The organism is Scytonema sp. PRP1 (assembly GCF_036697665.2).
Lineage (GTDB): Bacteria > Cyanobacteriota > Cyanobacteriia > Cyanobacteriales > Nostocaceae > Kalymmatonema > Kalymmatonema gypsitolerans.
In genome coordinates, this window is the sequence record NZ_JBAHYJ020000113.1 from 345,507 (window position 1) to 358,854 (window position 13,348).

General features: G+C 41.8%; 8 protein-coding genes and 1 pseudogene. 7 read left to right on the forward strand and 2 right to left on the reverse strand.

The genetic code is table 11. The features are described 5' to 3' along the window. Positions 1 to 361 precede the first annotated feature (361 nt). Positions 362 to 949, forward strand: coding sequence for a hypothetical protein (locus V5G28_RS31000; RefSeq protein WP_442994306.1), 588 nt, complete (start codon positions 362 to 364; stop codon positions 947 to 949). A gap of 46 nt (positions 950 to 995) precedes the next feature. After that, positions 996 to 1,196 carry a DUF4351 domain-containing protein gene (locus tag V5G28_RS36935; protein WP_442994307.1) on the forward strand — a complete coding sequence of 67 codons (201 nt, stop codon included), beginning with the start codon at positions 996 to 998 and terminating at the stop codon, positions 1,194 to 1,196. 74 nt (positions 1,197 to 1,270) lie between these two features. Here the strand turns inward: V5G28_RS36935 and V5G28_RS31005 are convergent, their stop codons facing one another. Both V5G28_RS31005 and V5G28_RS31010 read right to left on the reverse strand, forming a co-directional pair. Further along, positions 1,271 to 2,320, reverse strand: a complete 1,050-nt coding sequence (locus V5G28_RS31005; protein ID WP_332987216.1) for a hypothetical protein — start codon at positions 2,318 to 2,320, stop codon at positions 1,271 to 1,273. A gap of 211 nt (positions 2,321 to 2,531) precedes the next feature. Continuing rightward, positions 2,532 to 3,818: a hypothetical protein gene (locus tag V5G28_RS31010; RefSeq protein ID WP_332987217.1), complete on the reverse strand. Its 1,287-nt coding sequence runs from the start codon at positions 3,816 to 3,818 to the stop codon at positions 2,532 to 2,534. A 591-nt stretch (positions 3,819 to 4,409) separates the two neighbouring features. Between V5G28_RS31010 and ppsA the strand changes: the two are divergent. From ppsA to V5G28_RS31035, 5 genes and pseudogenes are all read left to right on the forward strand, one after another. Continuing rightward, positions 4,410 to 6,889, forward strand: a pseudogene (gene ppsA / locus V5G28_RS31015) (phosphoenolpyruvate synthase). 357 nt (positions 6,890 to 7,246) lie between these two features. Next, entirely contained in the window at positions 7,247 to 8,869 is a 1,623-nt protein-coding gene (locus V5G28_RS31020; protein ID WP_332987218.1) for a dolichyl-phosphate-mannose--protein mannosyltransferase, read from the forward strand. A gap of 449 nt (positions 8,870 to 9,318) precedes the next feature. Beyond that, complete coding sequence (locus tag V5G28_RS31025) at positions 9,319 to 11,625, forward strand: ATP-binding protein (protein ID WP_332987219.1); 2,307 nt, start codon at positions 9,319 to 9,321, stop codon at positions 11,623 to 11,625. Further along, positions 11,570 to 12,016: a response regulator gene (locus tag V5G28_RS31030; protein WP_332987220.1), complete on the forward strand. Its 447-nt coding sequence runs from the start codon at positions 11,570 to 11,572 to the stop codon at positions 12,014 to 12,016. Before V5G28_RS31025 ends, V5G28_RS31030 begins: the two co-directional genes overlap by 56 nt. 147 nt (positions 12,017 to 12,163) lie before the next feature. Continuing rightward, entirely contained in the window at positions 12,164 to 13,333 is a 1,170-nt protein-coding gene (locus tag V5G28_RS31035; protein ID WP_332987221.1) for a hybrid sensor histidine kinase/response regulator, read from the forward strand. Positions 13,334 to 13,348: the final 15 nt, after the last annotated feature.

Genomic DNA, 13,348 nt, shown 5'->3' on the forward strand with positions numbered 1-13,348 from the left:
ATGGTAAAACATAGCAGGGACACGCAACCGATCACAAGCTTCGTACAGCACTCTCTCTTCAATATTGTCAGTGATGGCAAGTGCTGCAGCTGTATCTATTTACAACAATCTACACTGAAGACATGAATATAGAGAAAAACCTATGGGTGTAATTATTGGACAAGGAAATTTTTACCGATGTCACTGCTGGTGAGTCAGCGCTGCAGGAGGGCTTCGCGGCTCGACTGAGCTCACGCCGAAGTCTTCGCGGAACGTCCGTGAGCGCTCAGCGGCTCGAGTGAGCCTTCGCCGAACTGCGAACGGTTTCCCGACCTAGGCGACTGCGAACCCGAAGGGTGAGCAATATGAACCTGATTTACTGGTGAAGGCAGGATTCAGAGAGCAAGAGTCATTTTTTCTGATTCATATAGAAAACCAAGCTTATTCACAAGCAGATTTTGGGCGACGGATGTTTCGCTATTTTGCTCGAGTGTTTAAAAAATTTGCGCTTCCTGTGTATCCAATTGTCATTTTTTCCTTTGATACTCCACATACGCCTCAACCAAATATATATAGAGTGGAGTTTCCCGACAAGGTGGTTTTAGAACTTAACTACGCGGTACTTGAGCTAAATCGTTTAAATTGGCGGAATTTCCTCAAGCAAGAGAATCCAGTTGCCAGTGCGCTTATGGCTAAAATGAACATAGCTCCGGAAGAACGCCCTAGAGTCAAGTCAGAATGTTTGCGGCTGCTAGCTACTTTGCGACTTAATCCAGCACGGACAAAAATGATTTCTGGGTTTATCGACACTTACCTAAAGCTCAATGCTCAAGAGGAAGAGATTTTCAAAACAGAGATAACGAAGTTTGAACCAGTTCAACAGGAGGTTCTTATGGAAATCGTTACCAGTTGGCAGTTATACCATTTTACGAAAAGGATGATACAAATCGGTAGTGTAGAGACGCGCTGAATGAAAGCGTCTTTACAGAATTTCAATGTATCGCGATTAACGTGAAATGGTATTACAAGGAAGACTGGAAGGAGAATTGGCAGTCATTATGCGCCAACTCAATCAACGAATTGGTACAGTTGAAGCTGAGTTACAAGAACGCATTCGCCAAGTATCGCTTGCTCAATTAGAAGATTTAGCTGAAGCGTTGTTGCATTTTTCTAATGTAGAAGATTTAATTGCTTGGTTGAATAAACAACAGGGGTAGAATCAGCGCAGTGTCTTATAATAAACTGCCACGCCTCTACCCCTGTAGTAAAAACTTGTAAAAGTTTGTTAACCCTAAGTAAAGTCAATGGTATCAACGAAATTTAACAAATTATCCTTGATCCCCTCGGCTTCTTCTTCAATAGAACCTGGTTTTTCTCCATCAAAAAAGCTGCGCTGGTGGCTGACGACATACAAAAAGTCGCCATAGATAAATGACACAAGCCCTCGGTATGCATTCAATTTAGTAGCAGTACCGTTATTTCCTGTTTTGGAAATTTTTGAACCTTCGGGCATATCAACTAACACAAAGTAAGCCCCCTCTAATGCGTCTTCCAGATATTCGGTATGTTTTATCTGAGCATCTGGCAAATTCGCAACAATTGTTTGAGGCACATACTTGTTAAGGAGAAGTGAACGCAGATATTCTTCCTGTCCCACGGAATCTATTTCCTCTGCTTGTTGAGAGGAGATAGGGGAATAATCGATTCTCAACAAAGTGCCATTGTCATCAGAAAAGTTGACTAACCCTTCTTGAGTTTGAACTCTACCACCTTGGTGAACGTCCACAGGAATGAGAACTGTAAAATTACCGGAGGGTGAGTCATATACATTTGGGCTTGAGGCTTCCTGAAGTACTGTATCATCCTCGTCTTCTGCAAATTCATCTTCTACCTCTTCAAAGGCGGCGATCACCTCGTCTACAATGTCTTTAGCTTCTTCATCATCAATTCCCAAAGCTTCTTGGAGCTTTTTAAGCAAAGCCGTTTTGCCTTTGGGTATACGCACTTCATCTTCGTCTACAAGTACACTCACCCCCGCAGCATAAGCATCCAGCAATAAGTCTTCTGTCAAGGCATTGTTTGCTGCGTTATATAGCGCTCCAAGTCCATCTTCCTCTGCAATGGCTATGACTTTATCAAGTGTTTCTAACAACTCGTCATCTGAGTATTCTTCAAAAACCTCGAGTCCCCACAGGGTATCGGCTAAAAATTCTGCATCCACTTCTTCTAATGAAGAATCAGCACCAGCAGTGACAACTGCGATCGCCGCTACTGCTTCTTGTGGACTCAGTGATTGTTTTGATGTCTTACCTGAGCTAAAAATCTTGTCGTACTTGCCCATGACTGCTCCCTCCTAAATGGCTTGCTGGTAATAACACAAGTCTAGTGCCAATGGGTAGTTTACCAATCGAGCGAGTCTCCTCTGTTCTATCTTCACACAAAGCCTGTCTCCAGATGTATACTGACACGCGATCGTGAACCGAGGAGAGCAACGCTGAAACATGACTTACATAGAGTATTGGAGGTTGCAAAACATATAGAGGAAGTGCATATCAAGCGTCAATTAACCCTTGCTGCAATTCAATATGTTGCCCCAACTCCTGATTGACACCATGCTTACTTGCAGCATACAGGAACCGCTTGGCAATGTCTTCATAAAAATTTGCATCTGTCCAGAATCCCATATGCGCTTCGATTCCCCAAGCGGCATTGTATTTCATAAGAACATTATCTACGTTTTCGTAGTAATCCAAGTGACCGCTAATCGGGTCTTGCAAATGATAGTAATTGACCCACTGAACATGATCGAGCTGGCAATCCACGGGACTTTTAGTGAAGTATAGATTTTGGCGAGCAACTTGCGGTTTTACACGGAAGGAATTGAGGTGCTCTAAAATTGAGGAGCGAATGTACTGTTGCTTCTGTGCTTTTTCTTTACAGAAAAAGGCAATTTTATCTAGTGGTGAACCAAAGGTAACTAGCCCCTTAATCTTATCTAAGAATAGATTTTGACCCTTGTTTTTAGAGAGACTTGCCTCAATACAGAGAAGATTTAGGGTGTCGTAAGCAATACAGCTGCCGAGAGAATGCCCAGCTATTATGACTTGGTCGTAATTGGCTTCTTTATCCCTAACAATTGCTTTCAATAATGTTAATGATTCTGTGAGTATCTGCTCTCTAATCCTTTCGTAAGGAGATTTTACATCGGTTGTGGTGTATACAGCCACATCACCAACTAAATTAACCAATGGCGGAGTCACTAGTGTTTTACTAAGTGTCCAAGCTGATTGCAGAAAACGACCACTGAGAAATGGACTCAATAAAAATAGAATGAGCCAAAGTAAGAGCCGCAAAACGGGGTAGATAATATGGAACAGACGCAGGAATATTGTCAGCCAACGTAGGCGAAATTTAAAGACGTTGTTGACATCCTGATTTTCCAAAATTTCATTTAATAAAGGTTTATTTTCCTCCGTGTTATAAAAATTGATTGTGCCACTGAGTGTCTGCTCTGTCCACTGCAAAATCTCAGACATACCGATTTGGTGTGATGTCTGATTTGCCCAGTAATATTCATGAATATCAATTAACCAGTCTTGTTCGGGGTCTTTTGAGGTGAAGCGAACAAAACTTTCTGTCCAAATATAGCCATTGGCTCGTCTTCGCTTAGCAACTAAGTGTTCTACTAGCACTGGTAGGTTCTGCTCTTCAAAATATTTAATAAAATTTTGGGCAGAATAATCCACAGTTTCAAAAGGGTTTTGCTCGCCGATTCCGTGGATGATAAAAAATGCAGTGCGACCTTTGAGACATCTAAGATCGATATGTTCCTGAGTCATTGTAGTTACTACTTTTGTGGACATGGCTTTGCTTTCCATAACAGATCCTGACGACCTACCCGCCATTATTTTAGAGAAATTCAGCAGATAGTCTTGTGAAAGTTATGAAACAAAGGACTTGTTACTTTTCCTTAAAAAGCAACAAGCACCTAAATAGCTTTTTCCATAACCCGTTTAAACATAACAGGCACCGTGTTGTAAAGGCTAAAGCGATATAGATATTGCTCCAGCAATAACACACAAAATTCCGGAATAGTTGAATCCCAAAAAGTAGTTATAGATGCATTATCCTGTTGTACTCATCCACAGTGTCATATCTATGATGCTGGTGAATGAAAACAAGTAGGTGTATACCAATTGCAAGCGTGGATTTCACCAAGCCAAGTCTATGTTTTCGCTCTCGTTGGAGTGGGAAACAGACTATGACAACTAGTCAATCCAAATTTTGGATGATTTGTCAGCCCAAAACCTAAAATTTATTATCCAAAAGCTAAAGATACTATAAAAACGTTTTTGATTGGATGTGATATACCTTACATAGGGCAAGCAATATTGGTACAACCAGGGCATCAAATAGGGAGGCAAATACAGATGGTTACGGTAGCAACAAATACTTTATCACAATCATCCTCCAAAGAGCGATCGCTTATCCTTTGGTTTAATGAGGTTGGCATTACCGACATACCCTTAGTTGGTGGCAAGAATGCATCTTTAGGCGAGATGATTCAACAACTCGTGCCCAAAGGCATCAATGTTCCGATTGGATTTGCTACCACAGCTTACGCTTATCGCTATTTCATTCAATCTGCTCTCTTAGAAGAAAAGCTGCGCGCTCTCTTTTCTGACTTAGATGTAGAAGATGTCAAAAATTTACGAGAACGAGGGAAAAAGGCGCGATCGCTCCTGATGCACACACCATTTCCCAAAGAATTAAGAGAGGCAATTGTTCAAGGATACCAAACTTTATGTGAGCGATACAACCCAGACACAGACGTCGCAGTACGCTCCAGTGCTACCGCTGAAGACCTCCCTGATGCCAGCTTTGCCGGACAGCAAGAAACTTATCTTAACGTTACTGGTATAGAAAGTGTTTTAGCCGCCTGTCATAAATGCTTTGCTTCCCTATTTACAGACCGTGCTATTTCCTACCGCCACACTAAGGGATTTGACCACTTTAGCATTGCCCTCGCTGTTGGCGTGCAAAAAATGGTGCGCTCCGACTTAGCAACCTCTGGAGTCATGTTCTCCATTGAAACAGAAACAGGCTTCAAGGATGCTGCACTGATCTCAGCAGCATACGGTTTAGGAGAAAACGTTGTCCAGGGGTCCGTCAACCCAGACGAATACTACGTTTTTAAACCAACTCTTAAAGAAGGTTTCCGCCCAATCATTGATAAAAGATTGGGTAGCAAAGAATTGAAAATGGTCTATGACGACGGCTCCAAATTCACGAAAAACGTAATAGTTTCTGAGAGTGAAAGAGGCAAATTCGCCCTAAGCGATGACGAAACTTTACAACTAGCGCGTTGGGCGTGTTTGATTGAAGAGCATTATTCCCAAGTCCACGGAATTTATACCCCAATGGACATCGAATGGGCGAAAGACGGCATTACAAATGAATTGTTTGTCGTGCAAGCGCGTCCAGAAACAGTGCAGTCTCAAAAGACGGAGAATGTCTTGCGGACTTATCGCCTCCTCAAGACAGATGAAGGAGCAAAATCCCCCTCATCCTCCTCATCTCCCCAACCTCTACTTACAGGACGTGCTATTGGGGAAGCCATTAGCCAAGGTAAAGCCCACCTAATTCTCATAGATGTCCATAAAAAATTGATCAGTTCCAAGCAAGGGGGAAATCTATGATTACAGATAGAACTGATCCCAACCGGGAACCGATCATAAAAAGAGCAAGCGCGGTGATTACCAACCAAGGTGGACGCACCTGTCATGCGGCAATTATTGCGCGAGAATTGGGTGTACCTGCAATTGTTGGATGCGGAAATGCTACAGAAGTTTTGAAAAATGGTCAAGAAATAACAGTCTCTTGCGCTGAAGGTGAAGAAGGGCGGGTTTACGCTGGGTTATTGCCTTTTGAAGTTAAAGAAGTTCCCCTAGAAAACTTACCCCGCACTCGTACGCAGATCTTAATGAACGTGGGCAATCCCCAAGAAGCACTGAGTTTGTCTGCTATTCCCAATGATGGGGTAGGTTTAGCACGAACTGAATTTATCATCGCTAACCACATCCAAGTCCATCCAATGGCGTTGATTCACTATGACCAACTAGACAATGAATTTGTTAAAGCTAAAATTGATCAAATTACCGCGCTTTACGACGACAAACCCCAATATTTTGTTGATAAATTAGCTCAAGGGATTGGTAGAATTGCTGCTGCGTTTTATCCCAAACCAGTTATTGTGCGGATGTCCGATTTCAAGAGTAATGAGTACGCTAACTTGTTGGGTGGCAGACAGTTTGAACCCGAAGAAGAAAACCCGATGCTAGGCTGGCGAGGGGCGGCGCGCTACTACGATGAAGGTTACAAAGCAGCTTTTGCTTTAGAGTGCAAAGCCCTGAAGCGAGTCAGAGACGAAATGGGATTGACAAATGTCATCGCCATGATTCCCTTCTGTCGCACTCCTGATGAGGGGCGTCTAGTGTTGGCAGAAATGGCAAAAAATGGCTTAAAGCAGGGTGTGAATGACTTCCAGATTTATGTAATGTGCGAGTTGCCCAACAATGTCATCATGGCTGAGGAGTTCGCCCAAGTTTTTGACGGGTTCTCGATTGGTTCCAATGACCTCACTCAGCTGACACTTGGTATAGATAGAGATTCAAATTTGGTAGCGCGGTTGTTTGATGAACGCAGTGAGGGTGTCAAGCGGATGGTGAAGTTAGCAATAACCGCCGCGAAAAAGTACAATCGTAAAATCGGTATTTGCGGTCAAGCACCCAGCGATTATCCAGAATTTGCCCAGTTCTTAGTTGAACAGGGTATTGACTCCATCAGTTTGAATCCGGATTCTGTTTTAAAGACTATGCTAGAAGTGGCAAAAGTCGAACAGCACATTTAAATAAGTTATCAGTTATCAGTTATCAGTCCTGACGGCTTATGGTGGGGGATGCGCTCACCGCCACCAACGCATAAAGGTGCTCTTGGTGGGGGACGCGCGACCACTCGTATTTAACTGATAACTGCGTAGGTAGCTGTTCACTGTTAAAGTTAAAAGGCTACCTTTACCCAACGCTTGTGTTCACCTAGTTCATGGTATCTCTTGTAAAAGTCAACAAGAATGAAAATAAAACCACAGATGGACACAGATGCACACAGATGAGTTATCTGTGTTAATCTGTGTGCATCTGTGGTTCCAAATATTGGAATATTATGTTTGCAAGAGGACTATTGACTATTGACTAGTGACTAGTGACCAATGAATAAAAAATGGTTTCGGATTGGCATGGCGGGTGTGTTGTTACTATCACTCGCCTTGCGATTTTGGGGACTAGGGCGATTTAATACCTTTGTCTTTGATGAAGTTTACTACGCTAAATTTGGTAATAATTATCTCACCCATACACCATTTTTTGATGGTCATCCACCACTAGGTAAATACATGATTGGGCTGGGGATTTGGATCAGTAGCCACATTCCCTTTTGGCAAGATGAGGTGAATGGGTTTACAGGTTCAGTCATGTCACCCATCAGTTACCGTTGGATGAATGCCTTTTCTGGTTCATTTATCCCTATAATCGTCGCCGCCATTGCTTATCAAATAAGTTACCGTCGCAGTTTTGCTTTACTTGCGGGTTTGTTTACGGCTTGTGATGGCATATTTCTCGTAGAATCTCGCTATGCCCTGATCAACCAATATATTATCATTTTTGGGCTACTAGGACAGTGGTTTTTATTATTAGCATTAGCAAAACAAAGACAACAACGCAACTTCTGGTTAATACTTTCTGGAATAGCTTTTGGTGCCTCAGCCGCTACTAAGTGGAATGGTTTATGGTTTATGCTAGGTGTTTATCTCATCTGGATATTAGCTTGGGGAATTCGTTGGTTGCAGTCTTTTAGCTTGATTGGTGAAGAAAATCAGCCTCAACTCCAACAGGAATGTGTTTCTCATCCTTCTCTTACTAAAGATGAAAAAAAACGCATTAAAAAAAATTCCTTATCTTCCTTAACGCTGTTTACCTCTAGCTTCTCTAAAAAGAGAACATATAAAATTTTTCCTTATAGAGTCAGCTTGGGTACTTCCAGTGAGAACCGACACAGTCAAATACCATTGCAAAATTTAACTCAACTGAATCTTGTTCATATTATTATTTATTTAGGTATTACCCCTTTCATCGCCTACAGTTTGATTTGGATTCCACACCTACTATTAGATAGAAGGTATGGATTTATAGAAATACACAGGCAAATTTTACTGTTTCATGAACGTCTTGGCGGCAATAGTCCCAAGGTGCATCCTTACTGTGCTGCTTGGTATAAATGGCCCTTGATGACTCGACCAATGGCGTATTTTTATCAAACAGCACAAAGTACTGATGAAGCGCTACCTGTGATGGGACCTCCTTTGCCTTCCGGTACCGGCAAAATCATTTATGATGTCCATGCAATGGGCAATCCCTTTTTGTGGTGGTTTGGCCTTGCGGCGCTTTTATTTTTAACAGGAATGCTGGTGTGGCAATTCGTTATTCCTTGGGTGAGGCAAAGGCGCTTTTTTCTTCCTACGATGCTTTGTGTTGATACTTGGATTGCCTTGTATTTGGTAATAAATTATGCTGCTAATTTACTACCTTGGGTGAAAGTAAACCGTTGCGTTTTTATCTACCACTACATGACCGCTCTGGTGTTTGCATTTTTAGCAATTGCTTGGCTTGTGGATCAGTGTTTACGCAGTTATCGAATTGGACTGCGCGCCCTTGGTGTGAGCATTACCTTTATGATTGTGATAGCTTTCGTTTTTTGGATGCCTATTTATTTAGGTTTACCTCTCTTACCTTTTGAATATAGACCCATGCGGATGTGGTTCAATTCTTGGATTTAGGATTTGAAATTTCATTGGTAGGGTGCGTTCGGCTCATAATATTATTCATAAATTTTGCCAATGACACAAATTTCTTTGCTGTAAGTACCGATAATGAAGGCTGGGTTTTCAAATTTTGTTTACAAACCTAACTTTTCTCTTGTACTTAACAAAGCTACATATTATATAACGTAGGTCAGTACATTTTTTTAACATTTATTATCATAAAGTCAGATATGTTACCTGTTAGACTACTGTAGTATGCAAGAAAATTATCGCGAGCGTGTAAAAAATATTGAAATCTGTAGCTCAAAAGAGAAAATCAACGCTTAAACGTTATTCTGACTATTTATTAAGTAAATTTGTAAAGTGTTAAGAAACTGCATTAACTGAGAGTGTAACTCTTGATAAGGTGTTAAACCATATTAATATTTAATTTTGAAGAATCCTGGAAAAGCAGGAGAATTGTGATGGTGAGCGAATTACAATTGCAAGGCATAAATTTGACTAACTTGAAAGAACCACAAATTCATATCCATAGTCAAATTCAGCCTCATGGGGTACTTTTTGTCCTGAAAGAACCTGAATTAACGATATTACAAGTTACCAGCAATGTATCTTCTGTTTTCGGCATATCTCCCCAAAATCTGTTGGAAAAAAAACTAGAAGATTTACTCGACTCTTTTCAAATAGAGAGAATCAAAGCAGGACTATTCGAGGGAAATCTCGATTTTATCAATCCAACTAAACTTTGGGTCAGAAAAAAGGGTGATGATTACGTAGTTTTTGATGGAGTTTTCCACCGCAATCCAGAAGGATTTTTGATTCTGGAATTAGAACCTGCAATTTCTCAGGAAAATATCCCATTTTTAAGCTTTTATCATCTCGCTAGAGCTTCCATCAACCAACTAGAAGCAACCGCAAATCTCCGGGATTATTGTCAAATTATTGTTCAAGAAGTCAGGAAAGTGACAGGATTTGACAGGGTGATGCTCTATAAGTTTGATGATGATGGGCATGGCTCAGTTATTGCTGAAGAAAAACTAGAAAGCCAGGAACCCTACTTGGGTTTGCATTACCCAGAGTCGGATATACCCAAACCAGCAAGAAAATTATTTATTTCCAATTGGATTAGATTAATACCGGATACTCATGCGAGTCCTGTAGATATTATTCCAAATAATCATCCGGAAACTCAACGTCCGGTTGATTTGACCAACTCCATTCTTAGAAGTGTGTTTCCTTGCCATATAGAGTACTTGCATAATATGGGTGTGGGTGCTTCTTTAACCATTTCTTTGATTAAAGATGGAAAACTTTGGGGACTCATTGCTTGTCATCATCAGACACCGAAGTATGTTTCTTATGAATTGCGAAAAGCATGCGAATTTTTGGGTCGAGTGATATTTTCAGAAATCTCTGCGAGAGAGGAAACTGAAGATTACGACTATCGTATGCAATTGACATATATCCAATCAGCATTGGTTGAATATATGTCTCAAGAAGAAAACTTTATTGATGGGTTAGTCAAACATCAACCAAATCTCCTCGATTTAACTGGTGCTCAAGGTGCGGCTGTATGTTTTGGTGGTAACTACACCTTGATTGGCGAGACTCCTAAAGAAGAAGACTTAATTTTTTTAGTTCAATGGCTAAAGAATAACGTTAAGGATGAAATCTTCTATACAGATTCTCTACCGCGCGTATATCCAGATGCTGAAAGGTTTAAGAATGTCGCCAGTGGAATGCTCGCGATTCCCATTTCTAAGCGAAATTATGTTTTGTGGTTTCGCCCGGAAGTGATTCAAACTGTCAATTGGGGAGGTGATCCCAACAAGGCGTTTGAGTTAAGTCAGTCAGAGGGGAATTTACGCTTGCGTCCGCGTAAATCATTTGAACTGTGGAAAGAAACAGTTCGTCTCACCTCTTTACCCTGGAAACCAGTGGAAGTAAAAGCAGCACTGGAACTGCGCAAAGCAATTGTTAATATTGTGCTGCGTCAGGCAGATGAATTAGCACAGCTTGCACACGACTTGGAACGTTCCAACGCGGAACTGAAAAAGTTTGCTTATGTAGCTTCACACGACTTGCAAGAACCACTTAATCAAGTGGCTAACTACGTGCAGTTGTTGGAGATGCGCTATCAAAACCAACTTGACGAAGATGCGAATGAGTTTATTACCTACGCCGTCGAGGGAGTCAGCCTGATGCAGACGCTGATTGACGACGTGCTGGCGTACTCTAAAGTCGATATGCAGGCAATTGAGTTTCAACTGACTGAGGTAGAAACAGCTTTAGAACGCGCCCTAACTAATTTACGCAAACGCATTTCTGAAACTCGGGCTGTGATTACTTACGATGAGTTACCAACTGTGATGGCTGACAGCACTCAGCTGATGCAGTTGTTCCAAAACCTGATTGGTAACGCCATCAAGTTCCGCAGTCACAAACCACCAGAAATTCATGTGGGAGCGATTCGGACTGAAGATGAGTGGCTATTTTCAGTAAAAGATAACGGTATTGGCTTTGATCCGCAGTTTAGCGATCGCATTTTCGTGATCTTTCAGCGCCTGCACACGCGGGATGAGTACCCAGGTACAGGTATGGGTTTAGCTATCTGTAAGAAAATTGTGGAGTGCCACCGGGGGCGGATTTGGGTAGAGTCACAAGTAGGTGAGGGCGCAACTTTCTACTTTACGTTTCCAGTTGGAGGACGCGATCGTGAGCGCAGAAACGGACGAAAAGTACAAAACAATCTTTTTGGTAGAAGACAATAAAGCCGATATTCGTCTCATCCAAGAAGCATTGAAAAATAGCTCGGTGCCACATCAGATCGTGACGGTTAGAGATGGCATGGATGCTATGGCATATTTGCGCCAGGAAGGGGAGTATGCTGAAGCACCTCGCCCCGACCTCATCCTGCTGGATTTAAACTTACCCAAGAAGGATGGTAGAGAAGTCCTGGCGGAAATAAAAGCTGATCCCAATCTCAAACGCATTCCCGTAGTCGTGCTGACAACATCACATAACGAGGATGACATTTTCCACAGCTACGACTTGCACGTGAATTGCTACATTACCAAATCTCGTAACCTTAGCCAGCTATTCAAAATAGTCAAAGGGATTGAAGAGTTTTGGTTGGAAACTGCCACTTTGCCATCGGAATGAAATCCAGGGAGATAGGGAAGTTCCTCATAAAGTTGGGATTAGGGGCAGTGGGAAGAAAATATCACCACCACACCCTACTACCCCATCTTTTAATAAACTGGTGGACTTTCAAGACAAGGAGAAATGGGGGGGTGAAAACACAAGACTATGGCTGCAAGCGACTCAGTAAAAATCCTGTTAATTGAGGACAATCTGGCAGAAGCTAGATTGTTACAAGAGTTTCTGAAGCAAGCCAAGTCCCATGAATTTAGTTTGGTTCATGTGAAGCGATTGGGGGAAGCCCTCCAAGAACTACGTAGGGCTACCTACCATGTCATCTTGTTGGATCTGACGCTACCAGATAGCCAAGGATTAGCATCCCTCGCGCCTTTGATAAGTCAAGCCCCTTGCTTGCCAATTGTGGTACTTACTAATACTAATGATGATGCACTTGCCTTAGAAGCAGTGCGGCGGGGAGCGCAAGATTATCTTGTTAAGCGACAAGTCAATTCAGATTTACTCATTCGCTCCCTAAGCTATGCAATTGAGCGCAAACAAGTTTTAGAAACATTACGCGCAGTCAATGAGACGTTAGAAATTCGGGTTCAAGAACGAACAGCTGAACTGGTCAAAGTCCAAGAAATCAGCCAGTTTAAATCGGAATTTGTCTCAATGATCTCTCACGACATTCGTAGTCCTCTCAATACAATCCAACTGATTGCTGGATTGCTACAAAACAGCGGCGACAAATTGCCTAAGGAAAAAAAAGTTTCGCATTTCCAGCTTATTCGTTCAGCCATTAAAAACATGGCTCAACTATTGGATGAAGTTTCATTTATAGGTAGAGCCGATTCCGGTAAACTTTATTGTGAATTTCATCCGCTGGATTTAGAAAATTTTTGTCGCCAACTTGTTGAAGAAGCTCAACTAAGTACGCAGCAAAAGTGCTTAACTCTGATTTTTACTAGTGTTGGCGAATTGGGTGAGACGTTGTGGGATGAAAGCTTGTTACGTCATATTTTGAACAATTTGCTCAGCAATGCGATTAAATACTCACCATTAGGTGGTACAGTGCGGTTTCAACTCATTGAGCAGCAAAAAACAGTCGTTTTCCAGATACAAGACGAGGGAATTGGTATTCCTAAAGAAGACCAACAGCGACTGTTTCAGCCTTTCCATCGTGCTTCAAATGTGGGCAAAATTCCTGGTACTGGCTTAGGGCTGGCAATTGTCAAAAAGTGTGTAGAGACACTGAACGGAGAGATTTCAGTTCATAGTGAAGTGGGGGTGGGTACAACATTTGCTGTCACGCTTCCTAAGAAAAATTATGAATTATGAATGATAAAGTTTTCA

Bases quoted from the DNA above. Each gene is read 5' to 3' on its own strand.
- V5G28_RS31025 (WP_332987219.1), top strand. From the start codon at position 9,319: ATGGTGAGCGAATTACAATTGCAAGGCATAAATTTGACTAACTTGAAA.
- V5G28_RS31005 (WP_332987216.1), bottom strand. From the start codon at position 2,320: ATGGGCAAGTACGACAAGATTTTTAGCTCAGGTAAGACATCAAAACAA.
- V5G28_RS31010 (WP_332987217.1), bottom strand. From the start codon at position 3,818: ATGACTCAGGAACATATCGATCTTAGATGTCTCAAAGGTCGCACTGCA.
- V5G28_RS31035 (WP_332987221.1), top strand. From the start codon at position 12,164: ATGGCTGCAAGCGACTCAGTAAAAATCCTGTTAATTGAGGACAATCTG.
- V5G28_RS36935 (WP_442994307.1), top strand. From the start codon at position 996: ATGGTATTACAAGGAAGACTGGAAGGAGAATTGGCAGTCATTATGCGC.
- V5G28_RS31020 (WP_332987218.1), top strand. From the start codon at position 7,247: ATGAATAAAAAATGGTTTCGGATTGGCATGGCGGGTGTGTTGTTACTA.